Genomic DNA, 17935 nt, shown 5'->3' on the forward strand with positions numbered 1-17935 from the left:
GAGACAGCCGTCGCGCCATCGGCGCGGATGGCGCGACGGATCGCTTGCTCGAGGCGGGCCGGGGTGTCAGGCGTTCGCGGCCTCGACGAGGTGGGCCAGCGCGGCGCGGTCGAACCCGGCGAGCCCGAAGTCCGCGATGACGGCCAGGGGCATGTCCGTGGCCATGGCGAGCATCGTCGGGTCGAGCGGCGTCGCCTCGAGCGCGGGCCGGATCGCGGCCGCGGCGACGGGGTGCGCCAGCGCCTCGCCGAGGGTGGACAGCTCGTGCAGCGGGAGCGTCACGTCCTCGCCGACGACGTCCACGACGAGCTCGGCGCGCAGGTCGCGCGACGACGCGCCGACCCCGATCCGGAACTCGCCGCCCTCGAGCACCCAGCGGCGCAGCACGGGGTGCCAGTACGACAGGTCGCGGGCGTCGAGGTCGAGCGTCACCACCTGGGACGCGCCGGGCTCGAGGAACACCTTGGCGAACGCCTTGAGCTCGCGCTCGGGGCGCTGCACCTGGGCCTGCGGGTCGCCCACGTACACCTGGACGACCTCGGCGCCCGCAGCGGCGCCGGTGTTCGTCACGCGCACCGCCACGCGCACGCGGGCGTCCGCCCCGGCGCCGGTGACCTCGGCGGTGGCGTCGTCGTAGGCGAACGTCGTGTAGGTCAGGCCGTGCCCGAACGGGTAGGCGACGCCGACCTTGCGGGCGTCGTACCAGCGGTAGCCCACCAGCACGCCCTCGCCGTAGCGGACGTGGCCGAGCTCGCCCGGGAAGTTCCCGAACGCCGGGGTGTCCTCGAGGCGCAGCGGCAGCGTCTCGGTGAGGCGGCCGGACGGCGCGACGGCGCCGGTGAGGACGTCGACGACGGCGGAGCCGCCGGCCTGCCCGCCGAGCCAGCCGGTGAGCAGCGCGGGCACGGCGTCCTGCCAGCCGGCGACGGAGATCGCGGAACCGCCCGCGAGGGCGACGACGACCCGCGGGTTGACCGCCGCGACGGCCTCCAGCAGCGCCACCTGGTCGGCGGGGAGGTCGAGGTGGTCGCGGTCGTAGCCCTCGGACTCGTAGGCGGCGGGCAGGCCGAGGAACACCAGGACCGTGCCCGCGCCGCGCGCGGTCTCGACGGCCTCGGCGACCAGGGCCTCGGCCGGCCGGTCGTCGTCGGGGCCCTCGGCGAGGGGGTAGCCGGGGGCGAACGGGACGTCGGCCCCCGCCGCCTCGCGGAGCGCGGTGAGGGCGTCGTCGAGCCGGGTCGGGTTGACCTGCGAGGAGCCGGCGCCCTGGTAGCGCGGGGTGCGCGCGAGCTCGCCGACGACGGCGACGCCGGCGAGCGCCTCGGGCGCCAGGGGCAGCAACGGCGCCGTGCCGGTCGGGCTGTCGACGGCGTCGTTCTTGAGCAGCACCGTGCCCGCGGCGGCGGCCTCGCGGGCCAGCGCGTGGTGGGCGTCGACGTCGAACGTCCCGGGGGCCTCGGCTGCCGGGAGCGACCGGGCGACGAGCCGCAGCACGCGGCGGGCGGCGGCGTTCACGAGGGCCTCGTCGAGCGCGCCGGAACGGACGGCGGCGACGACCTCGGCGTCGGTGCGGCCGCCCGAGGACGGCATCTCCAGGTCGAGGCCGGCGGCGACCCCGGCGACCCGGTCGCGCACGGCGCCCCAGTCGGAGACGACGAGGCCGTCGAAGCCCCACTCGTCGCGGAGCACGGTGGTCAGCAGCCAGTCGTGCTGCGAGGCGTAGACGCCGTTGACCTTGTTGTAGGCGCACATGACGGTCCACGGCCGCGACCGCCTGACGACCCGCTCGAAGGCCGGCAGGTAGATCTCGCGCAGCGTGCGCTCGTCCACGTCGGCGGACACGCGCATCCGGTCCGCCTCCTGGTTGTTGGCGGCGAAGTGCTTCAGCGAGGTCCCGACGCCCTGGGACTGGATGCCGTCGACGAGCGCGGCGGCGAGGTCGCCGGCCACCACCGGGTCCTCGGAGAAGTACTCGAAGTTGCGCCCGCACAGCGGCGACCGCTTGATGTTCACGCCCGGGCCCAGCAGGACGGCGACGTCGTTCGCGCGGGTCTCGCGGCCGAGCGCCTCGCCGACGCGGCGCAGCAGGTCGGCGTCCCAGCTGGACCCGAGCGCGGCGGCCGTGGGGAAGCAGGTGGCGGGCACGCTGGCGCCCAGGCCCAGGTGGTCGGCGGACTCGTCCTGCTTGCGCAGGCCGTGGGGGCCGTCGGTGACCATGACCGACGGGACGAGGGTCTCCCCGTCGCGCTCGACGGGCTGGGTGTGCCAGAAGTCGAGGCCGGACAGCAGGGACGCCTTCTCCTCGAGCGTGAGGGACGCGAGCACGCGCTCGACGTCGAACGGCGCGCCCGGGGTGGCGGGGGAGGTGGTGGCGGGCGTGCTGGCTGGCGCGGTCTGGTCGAGGGTCACGGTGGGCGCTCCAAGGGTCGGCGACGGTACGACGGAGCCAGCGTAACAAGAACCCTACCGTTCGGTAGGAAACGTGATCGCCGCCGTCTCCGACGCGCGTGCGCTCGGCGCGCCCCGGTCAGATCGCGGCGGACCAGCGACGCTCGACGACGTCCCGCACGCCCGTCGCCAGGGTGCGGGTCATGCCGTCGGGCCCCAGGCCCGCCGACGAGAGGAACTGCTCGCGGGCGGAGTCGTCGTCGAGCACCCAGGTGACGAGCTCCTCGGCGCCGTCGGCGCGCAGCCGGTCCACCGCCGCCGACAGCAGGCGCGACCCGTGGCCGCCGCGCTGGTGGCGGGGCTCCACCTCGAGCCCCACGAGCTGGCCGGGACCGACGGCCGCGAACCCCACGACCTCGGCGCCGTCGAGCGCGACGAACACCGCGAAGCCGGGCCCGGGCGGCGCGGTGATCGCCTGCGACCAGCGCTCGCGCATCGTCGCGACGTCGAGCGCGTCGACGACGCCGTCGCCGAGCGCCGTCTCGTGCGCCCGCCGCCACGCGGACACCTGGACGCGGGTCACCGCGTCCTCGTCGCCGGGGACGGCCGGGCGGACCGAGACGTCGGCCGTCTCGCGGAAGAGTGCCATCGGGCCACCCTAGTGAGTTCGGGGCGGGGTCCGGCGCAGGGTCCGGGGCGGCTCCCGGGCGGTCCGAGACCGGGAACAGCGCCTCAGCCCCAGCCGAGGGCGCGCAGGCCCGCCGCGGTGGCGGCCGCGAGCACGACGACGAGGATGAAGGGCGCGCGCAGCGCGAGGGCGATCGCCGCGACGGCGAGCGCGGGCACCCGGGCGTCCACGGCGAGGGCCTGCCCGTCCGCGAACGTCTGGACGACGACGAGGGAGACCAGCAGCGCCACGGTGACGAGCGTCGAGGTGCGCTGCACCCGCTCGGTGGCGAGCCAGTGCTCGGGCACGAGGTGGCCGGCGAGCTTGAGCGCGAAGCTGAGCAGGGACGCGACGAGCACGGTCACCCACAGCACGGTGGTGGTCATGCGGCCTCCTTCCGGCCGTCGGCGGGGCGCGGTCCGGCGACGGCCCCGACGACGATCGCGGCGGCGGCCGCGGCAAGCACGGGCAGCCCTGCGGGCACCAGGGGGATCAGCGCGGCGGTCACGGCGACGGCGATCGCGGCGACGACCTGCGCCTGCCGCGCCGCGAGCCGCGGCCACACGAGGGCGAGGAACGCGGCGCCGGCCGCGGCGTCCAGCCCCCAGGCGCGCGGGTCGCCGAGCGCGTCGCCGGCGAGCGCGCCCAGCAGGGTGAACGCGTTCCACAGGACGAAGACGCCGACGCCCGTGACCCAGAACCCGGCGCGCGTCGCGGCCCGCTCCCGCTGCCCGACGGCGACCGCGGTCGACTCGTCGATCGTGAGCTGCGCGGCGGCCAGCCGCCGCCAGCCGCGCACCTCGAGCAGCGGGGCGACGACGGCGCCGTACAGGGTGTTGCGCACGCCGAGCAGGGTGGACGTGGCGATCGCGGCGACGGGGGAGCCGCCGGCGGCGACCACGCCGATGAGCGCGAACTGTGACCCCCCGGAGAAGAGCAGGAGGCTGAGGGCCATCGTCTGCGGCACGCTCACGCCCGCCACGACCGACAGGGCACCGAACGAGATCCCGTACAGGCCGGTGGCCAGCGCGACCGACGCCCCCTGGCGGACGGCGGAGCGCACCGCCGGGTCTCGCCCCTGTCCACGTGTCACGCCGGTAGGAAATCACGGCGCGGCGGCGCCGCGGAAACAGAGCGGTCGCGGCGAGGTGTCGGATCAGAGCGCGACATACACGGTCTCGAGGTACTCCTCGAGGCCCGCCTCGCCGCCCTCGCGCCCGAGGCCGGACTGCTTCATGCCGCCGAACGGCGCGCTCGCGTCCGAGACCATGCCGCGGTTGATCCCGATCATCCCGGCGTCGATCTCGGACCCCACGCGCAGGGCGCGGTCGATGGACGTGGTGTACGCATAGGCGGCGAGCCCGTACTCCGTGTCGTTGGCGAGGGCGATCGCCTCGTCGTCGTCCCCGAACGCGACGACGGGCGCCACCGGGCCGAAGATCTCCTCGCGCACCACCCGCGCGTCCGCGTCGACACCCGCCAGCACGGTGGGCTCGAAGAACGTGCCTGGCCCGTCGGGGCGGCCTCCGCCGGTGAGCACCTGGGCGCCGCGGCCGGTGGCGTCGTCGACGAGCTCGGCGACCTTGGTGACGGCCTTCGCGTCGATGAGGGGCCCGACGTCGACGCGGTCGGAGTCGCCCCGCCCCACCCGCAGACGTGCGAACCGGTCGGCGAGCCGCCGCGCGAACTCGCGGGCGACGGAGTCGTGCACCAGGAAGCGGTTGGCCGCGACGCACGACTGCCCGGCGTTGCGGAGCTTGGCCACGGTGGCGCCGTCGACCGCCGCGTCGAGGTCCGCGTCCGCGAAGACGACGAACGGCGCGTTGCCGCCGAGCTCCATCGAGGTGCGCAGCACCTGGCCCGCCGCCTGGCCCAGCAGGGTGCGCCCGACGGCCGTGGAGCCCGTGAAGGAGAGCTTGCGCAGCCGGTCGTCGCCCAGCAGCGGGGCGACCAGGTCGCCGGAGGTCGCCGTCGGCACGACGTTCACGACGCCGCGGGGCAGGCCGCGCTCGGCGAGCTCGGAGCGGATCACCTCGGCCACGAGCATCGTCGTGAGCGGGGTCTGGTGGGCGGGCTTGACCACGATGGTGCAGCCGGCGGCGAGCGCCGGCCCGATCTTGCGGGTCGCCATCGCGATGGGGAAGTTCCACGGGGTGATCAGGAGCGCCGGGCCGACGGGGCGGCGGTGCACGAGCTGCCGGTTCGCGCCGGCGGGAGCGGTGCACACCAGCCCGTCGGCGCGGACGGCCTGCTCGGCGTACCAGCGCAGGAAGTCCGCGCCGTACGCCACCTCGGCCCGCGCCTCGGCGAGCGGCTTGCCGCACTCGGCGGTGATGAGGGAGGCGAAGGCGTCGGCGCGCGCCACGATCCGCTCGTAGACCGCGCGCAGGAGCTCCGAGCGCTCGCGGGGCGCCACCGCGCGCCACGCGGCCGCGGCGTCGGCGGCGGAGGCGAGCGCCCGCCGCCCGTCCTCGGGCGAGGCGTCCGCGACGTCGAACAGCACCTCGCCGGTGGCCGGGTCGGTGACCTCGAACGTCCGCCCGCCCGAGGCCGCGGTCCACTGCCCGCCTGCGAGCATGCCGGTCGGCAGGTGGGCCACGAGCGCGGGGGAGAGCGAGCTCATGCCCCCGAGTATGCACAGGGCTCGGTCCGCTCGACACGGGGAGCGGACGACCTTCGCCCGCTGCAGGGTCCGCGCAGGTGTCCCTACGATCGACGGGTGGGCGACGGGCGGAGCGAGGGCGCGGTGACGCTGCTGCTGCTCAACGGGCTGCCCGGCGTCGGGAAGTCGAGCGTCGCGACGGCGCTCGCGGCGGGCCGGCCTGGCACGCTCGTGCTCGACGTGGACGTGGTGCGCACCCTGATCTCGGGCGACCCCGCGGGCACCGCGGAGCCGGCCCGGCGGCTCGCCCTCGACATGGCGCGCTCGCACCTGGGCACCGGCGGCGACGTGGTGGTGCCGCAGCTCGTGGCGCGCCCGGACCAGGTGGAGCGGTTCGCGCGGGCCGCCGACGACGGCGGGGCGCGGTTCGCGCACGCGGTCCTGGAGGCCGACCCCGCGACCCTCGCGCGCCGGGTGGCCGACGACGACGCGGCGCACCGGCGGGGCCTGGACGCGGACGCGGTGGCCGCCTACGCCGCGGGCCTGCGCGCGGTCGCGACGCTGCCCGGCGTGGTCCGCGTCGACGCCGGGACGAGCGACGTGGACGCCGTCGCGGGCCGGGTGCGGGCCCTGCTCGACGGGTGATCCCGTCCGCCCTGGGCGGCCGCGCCCGGTACGGTTGCCCTATGACGCTCGCCGCCTCCGCCGCGCGCCCCTTCGGCGCTGTCCTCACCGCGATGGTGACCCCCATGACGCCCTCGGGCGACCTGGACCTGGACGCGGCGGTCAAGGTGGCCAAGCGCCTGGTGGACGACGGCAACGACGGGCTCGTGCTGTCGGGGACCACCGGCGAGTCGCCGACCACCCACGCCCCTGAGAAGGCCGACCTCGTGCGCGCCGTCGTGGACGCGGTCGGCGATCGGGCGTACGTCCTTGCGGGCGCCGGCTCCAACGACACCGTGCACGCCGTGCGCATGGCGGAGCAGGCGGCGGAGGCCGGCGCGCACGGGCTGCTCGTCGTCTCGCCCTACTACTCGCGTCCGTCGCAGGACGGCCTGTACCGGCACTTCGCGACGGTCGCCGACGCCACCGAGCTCCCCGTGATGCTCTACGACGTCCCGGGGCGCACCTGCGTCCGGATCGCGGCGTCGACCTACGAGCGCATCGCGCGGCACCCGCAGGTCGTCGCGACGAAGGACGCCACCGGAGACGTGTCGTCCGTCGCGCCCCTGGCGGCCGCGACGGGCCTCGCCTGGTACTCGGGCGACGACAGCCTGCTGCTGCCGTTCCTGTCCATGGGCGGCGCCGGCGTCGTGTCCGTCTCCGCGCACGTCGTGGGCGGGGCGTTCGCCGAGGTCGTCCGCCGCTGGGACGCCGGGGACACCGCCGGCGCCCTGCAGGCCTACCTGCCCACCGTGCCCGTGATCGACGCGCTCAACGGCGCCGGTGCGCAGGCCGTGATGGCCAAGGCCGCGCTCGAGGCGCTCGGCGTGCTCGACAACCGCGAGCTGCGCCTGCCCAACGTGGCCGCCTCCGAGGACGACGTCGCGCGGCTGCGTGACGCCCTCGTGACGGCGGGCTACCTGAACGACGGCGTCCGTGCGGGCGCCACCACACTTCCGTAAGACCGACCGGCCTGGAGGCCCCGTGAGCCACCCTCACCCCGAACTTCCCCTGCCCCCCGCCCTCCCGTCGAAGGGGCTGCGCATCGTGGCCCTCGGCGGCCTGGGCGAGGTGGGCCGCAACATGGCCGTCCTCGAGTACGAGGGGCGGCTGCTCGTCATCGACTGCGGCGTCCTCTTCCCCGAGGACCACCAGCCCGGCGTGGACCTGATCCTGCCGGACTTCGACTACATCAAGGACCGTCTCGACGACATCGAGGCGATCGTCCTCACCCACGGGCACGAGGACCACATCGGCGCCGTGCCCTACCTGCTGCGGCTGCGCCGGGACATCCCGCTCGTCGGCTCGCGGCTCACGCTCGCGTTCGTCGAGGCGAAGCTCAAGGAGCACCGCATCAAGCCGGTGCTCCGCGTCGTGGCCGAGGACCAGACCGAGCGGTTCGGCCCCTTCGACTGCGAGTTCGTCGCCGTCAACCACTCCATCCCGGACGCGCTCGCCGTCGCCGTCACGACCGGCGCCGGCACCGTGCTGCACACCGGCGACTTCAAGATGGACCAGCTGCCGCTCGACGGGCGCATCACCGACCTGCGCGCCTTCGCGCGCCTGGGGGAGAAGGGCGTCGACCTGTTCATGGTCGACTCCACCAACGCCGAGGTCCCCGGGTTCGTCACCAACGAGGTGGAGATCGGGCCGGCGCTGGACGCCGCCTTCGCGCAGGCGGAGAAGCGGATCGTCGTCGCCTCGTTCTCCTCGCACGTGCACCGCGTGCAGCAGGTGCTCAACGCCGCGCACGCGCACGGCCGCAAGGTCGCGCTCGTGGGCCGCTCGATGGTGCGCAACATGGGCATCGCCGCCGAGCTCGGCTACCTCGACGTCCCGCCGGGCGTCCTCATCGAGCTGAAGCAGGCCGCGAGCCTGCCCGACGACCGCATCGTCTACATGTCGACCGGCTCCCAGGGCGAGCCGATGGCCGCCCTGAGCCGCATGGCCAACGGCGACCACAAGGTGCAGGTGGGCCACGGCGACACCGTGATCCTCGCGTCGTCCCTCATCCCGGGCAACGAGAACTCCGTGTTCCGGGTCATCAACGGCCTCACGCGCCTCGGCGCCCGCGTCGTGCACTCCGGCAACGCCAAGGTGCACGTCTCCGGGCACGCGAGCGCCGGCGAGCTCCTGTACTGCTACAACGTGCTCAAGCCGAAGAACGTCATGCCGGTGCACGGCGAGGTCCGCCACCTGGTGGCCAACGGGGCGCTCGCGGTCCGCACCGGCGTGCCCGCGGACCGCGTCGTCCTCGCCGAGGACGGCGTCGTCGTTGACCTCGTGGACGGCAAGGCCTCGGTGGTCGGCGCCGTGCCCTGCGGCTACGTCTTCGTCGACGGCTCGACCGTCGGCGCCGTCACCGAGAACGAGCTCAAGGACCGCCGCACGCTGTCCGAGGAGGGCTTCGTCTCGGTCTTCGCGGTGGTCGACACCGCCACGGGCAAGGTGCTCGCCGGCCCGCAGATCCTCGCGCGCGGCATGGCCGAGGACGCGGCGGTCTTCGAGGAGGTCCAGCCCGACGTGGTCGCGGCGCTCGAGAAGGCGATCGCCGGCGGCGCCACCGACACCTACCAGCTGCAGCAGGTGATGCGGCGCGTCATCGGCCAGTGGGTGAACCGGCGCCTGCGCCGTCGCCCGATGATCGTCCCGGTGGTCGTCGAGGCCTGAGCGGACGCCGGAGGGCACCGCTCACGCCGCCCGTCGGGCGGTAGCCCAGGTCACGGGGCCGCGCCACTATGCTGGCGCGGCCCTGCCGCCTTTCCTGGAGGACTTCGATGACGCAGCCCGACCCGTTCGCCCCGCCGTCCGGCGCGGTCCCGCCCGCGACGCCGCCCGCCGTGCCCGCAGAGTCCTCGGCGCCGCAGCCCCGCTACGGCGCCTACGCGCCGCCGGGGACGCCGCTCCCGCCGCCACCCGGCCCGGCGGCGCCCGGGCCGTACGGACCGGGTCCGGCCGGCTGGGTCCCGGCGCCCGCCGCACCGACCGGTCTCGCGACCGCGGCCGTCACCATGGCCGTCGCCTGGACGGCGATGCAGGTGCTCCTCCTGGCCACGTCGTTCGCCGCGGTCGAGCCGTACGAGCGGGCCCTCGCTGAGGGGACGGACGCCCTGTCGGTCTGGACGGCGTACGACGGGCTGGGCTCGGTCGCCATCCCTGTCCAGGTGGCCACGTTCGTGGTCGCGTGCCTCTGGCTGCAGCAGGCCCGCGCCGCCGCCACGGCGCTGGCGCCCGGCGCGCGGCAGGTCCGCCGTCCGGTGTGGGTCTGGCTCGGCTGGGTGGTCCCCGTGGTGTCCCTGTGGTTCCCGTTCCAGGTCGTGCGGGACGTGCGCGCCGCCGTGGTCGGGCGTCCGCCGTCCGCCGCGTTCGGCTGGTGGTGGGCGTGCTGGCTCGTCGGGCTGTGGGCCTCGAACCAGGCCGCCTTCGCGGGGACGGGTCTCGGCACCCGGGACCCCGAGACCATCCCGGTGTTCGAGGGGATCGCCGCGGTCGCGACCGTGGCCGGTGCGATCCTCTGGGTCGGGCTGGTGCGCGAGATCACCCGCGGCCTGCGGTCCAAGGCCGCACCGGTGGCCTGACCCGGTGGGCCTGACCCGGCGACCTCGGCAGGCGACGTCAGCGGGCGAGCAGCGCCGGCCCGACGGCGCCGGCGGCGGTGTCGTACCGCGCGGCGCGCGCACCCTCGTCCCCGGGCAGCAGCCCGGACAGCTCCAGCGACACGAGCCCGTGGACCAGGCCCCAGAGGCCGACGGCCACGGGCTCGACGTCGTCCGGGGCGGCGGCGAGGACGCGCGCCACGGCGTCGCGGAGCACCAGGAAGGTGGGCTGCTCGGTGGCGGGCGGGGCGGCGGCCCCGGGCCGGACGGCGCGGTCGAACATCGCCCGGTAGAAGTGCGGGTCGGCCAGCGCGCTGCGACGGTAGGCCACCCCGAGGGCGCGCAGGTCGGCGGCGGGGTCGTCGGTGCGCGGCACGGTGGCGAGGTGGGTGGCGAAACGGCGGAAGCCCTCGCAGCTGACGGCGGCGAGGAGGTCCTCGCGGGAGCCGAAGAGGGCGTAGACGGCCGACGCGCTGGTGCCCGCCGCCGCGGCGACCGCGCGCACCGTCACGGCCGCCTCGCCTCCGGTGGACAGCGCCTCGGACGTGACCTCGAGCAGGCGGGTGCGCAGGGCGTCGTCGTGGAGCCGGGGGCGGGGCATGCCGCGAGCCTAGACCTCTTGACGCGGGTTTGCGAACGTTGTTTTATAACAGTGTTCGCAAACATCGCGCCGCTCTCCGGAGGTCATCGTGCTCGAGCTCACCGACGCCGCCCGCATCACCGCGGGCGTCGTCCTGCTGACCGTCGTCGGGATCGAGTCCGGCGGGTACTTCCTCGTCAAGGTCGTCACCGGGCGGGTGGCGGCGACGCCGTTCCAGACGTCGTTCTTCCGGGCGGGCCACGCCCACGCCGGTGTCCTCGTCATCCTCGGGCTGCTCTGCGTGGTCCTCGCGGAGGCCACCGACCTCACCGGGGCATGGCGCTGGCTCGCGGCGACCGGCGTGCTCGTGGCCGCGATCCTCATGCCGGCCGGGTTCTTCCTCGCCGCCGTCGGCCGCGGTCGGACGGCCCCCAGCCGCGCGGTCCTGCTGCTCCCCGCCGGGGCCGCGGTGCTGGCCGCCGGCGTCGTCACGCTGGCCGTGGGGCTCCTGTCAGCGGGCTGAGCCGGCAACACGCGCCCGGGACCTGCGGCGTCGTGACCCGGGGCCCGGGTACCGTGGGAGCATCATGGCGACCCGGACACCCGCCCGCAGGATCACCGGGACTCCGCGGGGCACGGCGAGGACGGGGCGGACCGCATCCGTGGCCGCCCCCACCCGGCGCGCGCCCGCCCGCACCTCGTCGTCCGGCCGGTCCGGCACGGGGTCGGGCAGGAGCTCCGGCAAGGGCTCCGGCCGGGGGAGCGCGCGCCGCGCGCCGGCCCGTCGGCCGGCGCGGTCCGGGCCGTCCTGGCCTGTCCGGGCCGTGCGCGGCCTGTACCTGGGCGTCGCGCACGGGGTCGGCAGCCTGACCCGCAGCATCACCAAGGGAGCAAGAGACCTGGAACCCGAGCACCGCCGAGACGGCGTCGCCTTCTTCCTCATCGCCCTCGCGCTGGTCGTCGCCGCGCGCGAGTGGTGGGGGATCTCCGGCACGTTCGGCACCGTCGTCCACGCCGTCGTCGCCGGCACCGTCGGCCTGGCCGGCGTGGCCGTGCCCGTGCTGCTGCTGTGGCTCGGCTTCCGCGTCATGCGCCACCCCGAACGCGCCCAGGCGAACTCGCGCGTCGCCATCGGCCTCACGTTCATCGTCGTGTCGGTGTGCGCGCTCGTCGCGATCGCCGAGGGCACCCCGGCGCCGGCGGACGGTTTCGCCGCGCTGCAGGACGGCGGCGGCATCATCGGCTACCTCGCCGCCACCCCCGTGGTGACCGGGCTGACGGAGTGGGTGGCCGTGCCGCTCTTCCTGCTGCTCGGGTTCTTCGGGCTCCTGGTGGTCACGGCCACGCCGGTGCACCGCATCCCGGAGCGGCTGCGCGGCCTGTACGACCGGCTCACGGGGAACCACCGTGGCGCCGAGGACGTCGACGAGGACGGGCTCCCGCTCGCCGAGGGCGTCTCCCGGCACGACGGCTCCGACCCGGCGCCGCGCAAGAAGCGCACCCGCAAGACCAAGGCGCAGCGCGCCGCCGAGGCGGCCGAGGCCGACGGGCTGGACGAGTACGCGGGGGACGAGGCGTTCGAGAAGGCGGCCATGCTGGATCGGGCCAACCAGGAGAAGGAGGAGGCCGCCGCCCGCGGGGCGAAGGGGGCCCGGGGCAAGGCCACGCAGCGTGTCGGCGCCGCCGCGACGGCCCCGGTCGAGTCGGTCTCCGCCGCCGTGCCGCCGGCCGAGGCAGGCGCCGGGCAGGCTCCCGCGGGCGACCTGCCGCCGATGGGGCGCGCGGAGCAGCCGATGCTCGACGGCGACACCGTCTACCTGCTGCCGAACGAGGACTCCCTGGTCCAGGGCGCGCCGCACAAGACCCGGTCCGCGGCGAACGACCGCGTCGTCGAGTCGCTGACGAAGGTCTTCGAGGACTTCGGGGTGGACGCGCAGGTCACGGGCTTCACCCGCGGTCCCACGGTGACCCGCTACGAGGTCGAGGTGGGCGCCAAGACCAAGGTGGAGCGCATCACGTCGCTCTCCAACAACATCGCGTACGCCGTCGCCAGCGCGGACGTGCGGATCCTGTCGCCGATCCCCGGCAAGTCCGCGATCGGCATCGAGATCCCGAACTCCGACCGCGAGACGGTCGTCCTGGGCGACGTGCTGCGGTCCTCGGCCGCGCGCCGCACCGAGCACCCGATGGTCATGGGCGTGGGCAAGGACGTCGAGGGCGGCTACGTCGTCGCGAACCTGGCGAAGATGCCGCACATCCTCGTCGCCGGCGCCACCGGCGCGGGCAAGTCGAGCTTCATCAACTCGATGATCTGCTCGATCCTCATGCGCGCCACGCCCGAGCAGGTGCGGCTCATCCTCGTCGACCCGAAGCGCGTCGAGCTGACGATCTACGAGGGCATCCCGCACCTCATCACGCCCATCATCACCAGCCCCAAGAAGGCCGCGGAGGCGCTGGACTGGGTGGTGCGCGAGATGGACGCCCGGTACGACGACCTGGCGACGTTCGGGTACAAGCACGTCGACGACTTCAACGCGGCCGTGCGGGCCGGCAAGGTGAAGCCGCTGCCCGGCTCGGAGCGCAAGATCGCGCCGTACCCGTACCTGCTGGTCGTGGTCGACGAGCTCGCCGACCTCATGATGGTGGCTCCCCGTGACGTCGAGGCCTCGATCCAGCGCATCACGCAGCTGGCGCGCGCGGCGGGCATCCACCTCGTCCTCGCCACGCAGCGGCCGTCCGTGGACGTCGTCACCGGCCTCATCAAGGCGAACGTGCCGTCCCGCCTCGCGTTCGCGACGTCGTCGCTCGCCGACTCCCGCGTCGTGCTCGACCAGCCCGGCGCCGAGAAGCTCATCGGGCAGGGCGACGCGCTCTTCCTGCCGATGGGCGCGGCGAAGCCGATGCGCGTGCAGGGCGCCTGGGTCACCGAGTCCGAGGTGCACAGCGTCGTCGAGCACGTGAAGGCCCAGCTCAAGCCGATCTACCGCGAGGACGTCACCGCGCCGGCGGCGGCCAAGAAGCAGGTGGACGAGGACATCGGCGACGACCTGGACCTGCTGCTGCAGGCCGCGGAGCTCGTCGTGACCACGCAGTTCGGCTCCACGTCGATGCTGCAGCGCAAGCTGCGGGTCGGCTTCGCGAAGGCGGGCCGGCTCATGGACCTGCTCGAGTCGCGGGAGATCGTCGGCCCGTCCGAGGGCTCCAAGGCGCGCGAGGTTCTCGTGACGCCGGACGACCTGCCCTCGGCCCTCGCGCTGATCCGCGGCGAGACGCCGCAGGCCTACGACCAGGACGCCGACGCGGACTCCCCGGCCGACCCGTACGCCGACGGCACGGACGGGCACGCCCCGCCCGTGGCGACCGACTACCACGACGACGCCGACACCGACCCGGAGCACGGCTGGCGCTGAGCCAGCGCAGCGGCACCGTCGTCGGCCCGTCGTCGTGGGTCGCGGCGGCGAGGGCTCGGTCTCAGCCGTCCCGGTGCACGACCTCGGGCGGCGGCCCGCTGGTCGCCGGTGGCTGGCGACGCTGACGCGCGACGTCGCCCACGGCCTCGCGGACCCGGTCCTGCCGGGCTCGGAGCTCGGCGGCGGAGAGGGTGGTGCTCCCGGGGTCGTCGAGGACGTCGGGCAGCGCGTGCACGCGGTGCCCGGCCGCGATGTCCACCGTGGTCCCCGTCCATCGCACGTCCGTGACGCGCGTCGCCGCATCGGGCGCCCGCTGCGTGAACGTGGCGGTCAGCAGGACGCCGTTGTTGGTCCGGGCGTCGCAGCAGTCGGCGCTCTGGTTCGACAGCAGGTTGCCCAGCCCGTAGGCCACCCACATGCCGTGACCCCCGGGGCCCTTGCCGACGCGGTCGATGCGCTGCGGCACGTGCGCGTGGTGCCCGATGACGAGGTCGACCTCGCGGGACCTGGCCAGCCGCCGCACGACCTCCTCCTGCTGCTCGGTGAGCACCTCCGTGTACTCGACCCCGGCGTGCAGGCTCACGACGACGACGTCGGCCCCGGCCTCGCGGGCCTCCTTCGCCTGGGCGATCAGGCGGTCGGCGTCGATGAGGTCCACCGCCCAGGGCGCGTCGGACGGCATCGCCAGGCCGTTGAGGCCGTACGCGGCGGCCAGGTGGGCGACGGTGACGTCGCGGTCCGCACGCCGGAGGACGTAGAGCTGGGGAGCGTCCTGCTCGGCGGCGCTGCGCGCCGTCCCGACATGCCCCATGCCTGCGGCGTCCAGGCGCCGCAGCGTGGCCTGCACCCCGGCGTAGCCGCGGTCGACCGAGTGGTTCGAGGCGGTCGAGCAGCCGTCCCAGCCCTGCTCGCGCAGGTCGCGGACCAGTCCGGGAGGAGCGCCGAACAGCGGGTAGCCGCTCGGCGGCGTGCCCTTCGGCGCGACGGGCACCTCCAGGTGGCACAGGGCGAGGTCGGCGCCCTGGACCCAGGGGTCGATGCCCGCGAGGAGGGGAGAGAAGTCGGGGTCGGCGTCCCCACCGGCCGAGTCGACGACCGGGCCGTGCGGCAGCACGTCCCCCGCGGCGAGGAGCGTGAAGGTGGCCGGCAGCGGCGTGGGGGACGGCGACGGCGCTGACGACGACGCCGCCGGGCCTCCGTCCGGGACGGTGGGGTCCACGCCGGGCCGCCCGCCCGGCAGGACGTCGCCGAGGGCCAGGGCGGCGGTCACGCCGACGGTGGTGCCGACGATCGCGGCCAGGGTTGCGCGGCGTCGTCGCCGTGGTCCGTCCTCGGACGCGTGGTGGGGCACGGCAGGAGGGTACTGCCGCGGGCCGGGCAGCTGCCCGCGCTGCACGGTGGGCGGGCGGCGGCGCGACCGGGGCCCCCTGGCGCCGCTAGGGTGTTCCGGTGGTCAATGAAGCGCCCTCGCCCTGGAACGTCGCCAACGCGGTGACCCTCGTGCGCATCGCGCTCGTTCCCGTCTTCGCCTGGGCCCTCCTGACGGAGGGCGGCGACTCCGTCACCTGGCGCCTCGTCGCCACCGGCGTGTTCGTGCTCGCGGCGGTGAGCGACCGGGTCGACGGCTATCTCGCCCGGTCGCGCAACCTCGTCACCGACCTCGGCAAGCTGCTGGACCCGATCGCCGACAAGGCCCTCATCGGCACGGCCCTGATCCTGCTCTGCTGGCCGCTGGGCGAGCTGCCCTGGTGGGTGCCGACCGTCATCCTCGTGCGGGAGCTCGGCGTCACGGTGCTGCGCATGGTCGTGCTGCGGTACGCCGTGATGCCGGCCTCGCGCGGCGGCAAGCTGAAGACCGTCCTGCAGTCCGTGGCGATCACCCTCTTCCTGCTGCCGCTGGCGTCCCTGCCGGACGCCGTGCTGGTCGTGGCCTGGGTCGTGCTGGGCCTGGCGATCGCGGTCACCGTCGTGACGGGGGTCGACTACTTCGTGCAGGGCGGGCGGCTGCTCGCGGACGGGCGCCGGCAGGCCGGCCCGCGCCCGGCGGCATGATCGCGACGCCCCCGATGGATGTTCTCGCGCGCGACGTGCTCGACGGCGCACGGGCCCGTGGCTGGACGCTCGGCGCCGCGGAGTCGCTCACCGGAGGCCTCGTGGTCGCGACGCTCGTGGACGTCCCCGGCGCGTCCGCCGTGGTGCGCGGAGGCGTCGTCGCCTACGCCACGGACGTCAAGGGCTCGGTGCTGGGCGTCGACCGGGCGCTGCTGGCGCGCCGCGGCGCGGTGGACCCGGACGTGGCCGCGCAGATGGCGGCGGGCGTGCGTCGGGTGCTGGCCGCCGACGTCGGGCTCGCCACGACGGGGGTGGCGGGGCCGGACCCGCAGGACGGGCACGCCCCGGGGGAGGTCCACGTCGCGGTGAGCACACCCGCGGGGGACCGGGTCCGCCGGCTCGACCTGCCGGGCGACCGGCCGGCCGTGCGGGCGGCGGCGGTCCGGGCCGTGCTCGAGCTGGCGCTCGAGGCCTGGGGCGGGGTGCCGGCCGTACCTGTGAAGGACGCGTGACGAGGGTGTCGGGGCTCGGGAGGGCGGGAACAAGCCCCCGGGTGCGGGCGTTGTGCTGGCGTGATGACTGACAGGGCACGAACCCGTCTCGATCCGCGCCACACCAGGCCGGGCGGACCGCGCGCGCGGTACGGTAGTGCCACCCCTGCTGCCAGGGGAACGACAGGACGGACGAGGAACCCGGTCACGACCGGTCCGAACCCGGGACGATCGGCCACGGAGAGGGGGCGCGAGATGGTCGTACTGCGACGTGAGATCGGCGACGTGCTGCGCGATGCGCGGCAGCGCCAGGGGCGCACCCTGCGTGAGGTGTCTTCTGCCGCCAGGGTCTCGCTCGGCTACCTGAGCGAGGTGGAGCGCGGGCAGAAGGAGGCGTCGTCGGAGCTGCTGGCGTCGATCTGCGAGGCGCTCGACGTACCGATGTCCCTCGTGCTGCGCGAGGTGAGCGACCGGATCGCGGTGGCCGAGGGGCTGCACATCCCCGACACCATCCCGGCCGACGTGTTCGCCGGCATGCTCAGCCGCGGCGAGTCGCGCGACGCCGACCAGGCGCTGCGAGGAGACCTCGCACCGGTCGGCTGACGCCCGGCCGCACGGCACTGCACGGAGCCGGTCCCGCGAGCACGACCCGCGGGACCGGCTCCTGCCGTGTCCGGGCCTGTCACGGCGGCGCCTGACAGGTGGGGCACCAGTAGATCGCCCGCTCCCCGCCGTCCGGGCGCAGGCCGGGGCCGGCCGTGCTGCCCAGCGCCACGGGGGTGCGGCAGCGGCGGCAGGGCGCGCGGTGGCGCCCGTGCACGGCCAGCTCGACCGCGCCGAGGCCCGCGCGGCGCCCCACGTCCACGCTGCGGGACATGAGGCGCCGGGCGGTGGCGAGCAGCTCGCGACGGGCCGCGTCGTCCAGGTGGCCCACGGGGGTCCAGGGCCAGCGGCGGGTGGCGAACAGCGACTCCGCCGTCCAGATCGTGCCGATGCCGGCGACGGTGCGCTGGTCCAGCAGGGCGACGCACACCGGGCGGCGAGGGTCGGAGCCCAGCCGCCTGGCGCCCTCCTCGAGGCGGTCCGGGAAGTCGTCGCCGAGCACGTCGGGCCCGAGGTGGCCGAGCAGGCGGGGCTCGTCGCGCGTACGAAGCACGTCCAGCATGCCGAGCTGCAGGCCCAGGCACGTCCAGGCGCTGGTGGCGAGCACGGCACGGACCGCGGGGTTGCGCCCCGCGGCCGCCGGGGTGCCGGTCCGGGCTACGCGCCACGACCCGTCCATGCGCAGGTGCGTGTGCAGGGTGCGGCCGTCGTCCGTGCGCAGCAGCAGGTGCTTGCCGTACGCGACGGACTCGCGCACCGTGGCGCCCACGAGGTCGACGCCCGCCGCCGACGGCCAGCGCAGGTCGGCGCGCACCAGCGGCGAGCCGACGAGGGCGGCCCCGAGCCGCTCGGCCGTGAGCCGCAGCACGTCTCCCTCGGGCAC

At 75.5% G+C, this 17935-nt stretch carries 17 protein-coding genes; 9 read left to right on the forward strand and 8 right to left on the reverse strand.

What is annotated here, in order from left to right; translation table 11 throughout:
* Positions 1–66: 66 nt before the first annotated feature.
* The 5 genes from ACFWDO_RS08130 to ACFWDO_RS08150 form a co-directional block, all read right to left on the reverse strand.
* Positions 67–2409, reverse strand: a complete 2343-nt coding sequence (locus ACFWDO_RS08130) for a glycoside hydrolase family 3 C-terminal domain-containing protein (RefSeq protein ID WP_380315873.1) — start codon at positions 2407–2409, stop codon at positions 67–69.
* Positions 2410–2527: 118 nt separating this feature from the next.
* Positions 2528–3037 carry a GNAT family N-acetyltransferase gene (locus ACFWDO_RS08135; protein WP_380315870.1) on the reverse strand — a complete coding sequence of 170 codons (510 nt, stop codon included), beginning with the start codon at positions 3035–3037 and terminating at the stop codon, positions 2528–2530.
* Positions 3038–3120: 83 nt separating this feature from the next.
* Positions 3121–3441: an AzlD domain-containing protein gene (locus tag ACFWDO_RS08140; RefSeq protein WP_380315867.1), complete on the reverse strand. Its 321-nt coding sequence runs from the start codon at positions 3439–3441 to the stop codon at positions 3121–3123.
* The gene (locus ACFWDO_RS08145) at positions 3438–4148 is read right to left on the reverse strand and encodes an AzlC family ABC transporter permease (protein WP_380315864.1); all 711 of its coding nucleotides are present in this window, start codon (positions 4146–4148) and stop codon (positions 3438–3440) included. Before ACFWDO_RS08145 ends, ACFWDO_RS08140 begins: the two co-directional genes overlap by 4 nt.
* A gap of 63 nt (positions 4149–4211) precedes the next feature.
* Entirely contained in the window at positions 4212–5678 is a 1467-nt protein-coding gene (locus ACFWDO_RS08150; protein ID WP_380315861.1) for an NAD-dependent succinate-semialdehyde dehydrogenase, read from the reverse strand.
* Positions 5679–5774: 96 nt separating this feature from the next.
* On the opposite strand from ACFWDO_RS08150, the gene ACFWDO_RS08155 reads away from it, so the two are divergent.
* From ACFWDO_RS08155 to ACFWDO_RS08170, 4 genes are all read left to right on the forward strand, one after another.
* Positions 5775–6302 (forward strand): AAA family ATPase, encoded by a 528-nt coding sequence (locus tag ACFWDO_RS08155; protein ID WP_380315858.1) that lies wholly within the window; start codon positions 5775–5777, stop codon positions 6300–6302.
* 41 nt (positions 6303–6343) lie between these two features.
* Positions 6344–7282, forward strand: a complete 939-nt coding sequence (gene dapA / locus ACFWDO_RS08160) for a 4-hydroxy-tetrahydrodipicolinate synthase (RefSeq protein ID WP_380315855.1) — start codon at positions 6344–6346, stop codon at positions 7280–7282.
* A gap of 22 nt (positions 7283–7304) precedes the next feature.
* A complete protein-coding gene (locus ACFWDO_RS08165; RefSeq protein WP_380315852.1) occupies positions 7305–8990 on the forward strand; it encodes a ribonuclease J in 1686 nt (561 codons plus the stop codon).
* Positions 8991–9097: 107 nt separating this feature from the next.
* Positions 9098–9898 (forward strand): DUF4328 domain-containing protein, encoded by an 801-nt coding sequence (locus tag ACFWDO_RS08170; protein ID WP_380315849.1) that lies wholly within the window; start codon positions 9098–9100, stop codon positions 9896–9898.
* 37 nt (positions 9899–9935) lie between these two features.
* Here the strand turns inward: ACFWDO_RS08170 and ACFWDO_RS08175 are convergent, their stop codons facing one another.
* On the reverse strand, positions 9936–10517 hold the full coding sequence (locus tag ACFWDO_RS08175; RefSeq protein WP_380315845.1) for a TetR-like C-terminal domain-containing protein: 582 nt from the start codon (positions 10515–10517) through the stop codon (positions 9936–9938).
* Between the two features lie 88 nt (positions 10518–10605).
* Here ACFWDO_RS08175 and ACFWDO_RS08180 point away from each other — a divergent pair, with 88 nt between their 5' ends.
* A complete protein-coding gene (locus ACFWDO_RS08180; protein ID WP_380315842.1) occupies positions 10606–11019 on the forward strand; it encodes a hypothetical protein in 414 nt (137 codons plus the stop codon).
* 64 nt (positions 11020–11083) lie between these two features.
* Positions 11084–13906 carry a DNA translocase FtsK 4TM domain-containing protein gene (locus tag ACFWDO_RS08185; protein ID WP_380315839.1) on the forward strand — a complete coding sequence of 941 codons (2823 nt, stop codon included), beginning with the start codon at positions 11084–11086 and terminating at the stop codon, positions 13904–13906.
* A 61-nt stretch (positions 13907–13967) separates the two neighbouring features.
* On the opposite strand, the gene ACFWDO_RS08190 is transcribed toward ACFWDO_RS08185, so the two are convergent.
* The gene (locus ACFWDO_RS08190) at positions 13968–15257 is read right to left on the reverse strand and encodes a CapA family protein (RefSeq protein ID WP_380315836.1); all 1290 of its coding nucleotides are present in this window, start codon (positions 15255–15257) and stop codon (positions 13968–13970) included.
* A 98-nt stretch (positions 15258–15355) separates the two neighbouring features.
* Between ACFWDO_RS08190 and pgsA the strand changes: the two genes are divergently transcribed.
* The 3 genes from pgsA (at position 15356) to ACFWDO_RS08205 (ending at position 17052) form a co-directional block, all read left to right on the forward strand.
* Entirely contained in the window at positions 15356–15958 is a 603-nt protein-coding gene (gene pgsA / locus ACFWDO_RS08195) for a CDP-diacylglycerol--glycerol-3-phosphate 3-phosphatidyltransferase (protein WP_380315833.1), read from the forward strand.
* A gap of 14 nt (positions 15959–15972) precedes the next feature.
* Positions 15973–16470: a CinA family protein gene (locus ACFWDO_RS08200; protein ID WP_380315830.1), complete on the forward strand. Its 498-nt coding sequence runs from the start codon at positions 15973–15975 to the stop codon at positions 16468–16470.
* 234 nt (positions 16471–16704) lie between these two features.
* Positions 16705–17052, forward strand: a complete 348-nt coding sequence (locus ACFWDO_RS08205; protein WP_380315827.1) for a helix-turn-helix domain-containing protein — start codon at positions 16705–16707, stop codon at positions 17050–17052.
* Positions 17053–17131: 79 nt separating this feature from the next.
* Here ACFWDO_RS08205 and ACFWDO_RS08210 read toward each other — a convergent pair whose 3' ends face one another.
* The gene (locus ACFWDO_RS08210) at positions 17132–17935 is read right to left on the reverse strand and encodes a DNA-formamidopyrimidine glycosylase family protein (protein ID WP_380315824.1); all 804 of its coding nucleotides are present in this window, start codon (positions 17933–17935) and stop codon (positions 17132–17134) included.

The organism is Isoptericola sp. NPDC060185 (assembly GCF_042728595.1).
Classification (GTDB): Bacteria; Actinomycetota; Actinomycetes; order Actinomycetales; family Cellulomonadaceae; genus Isoptericola.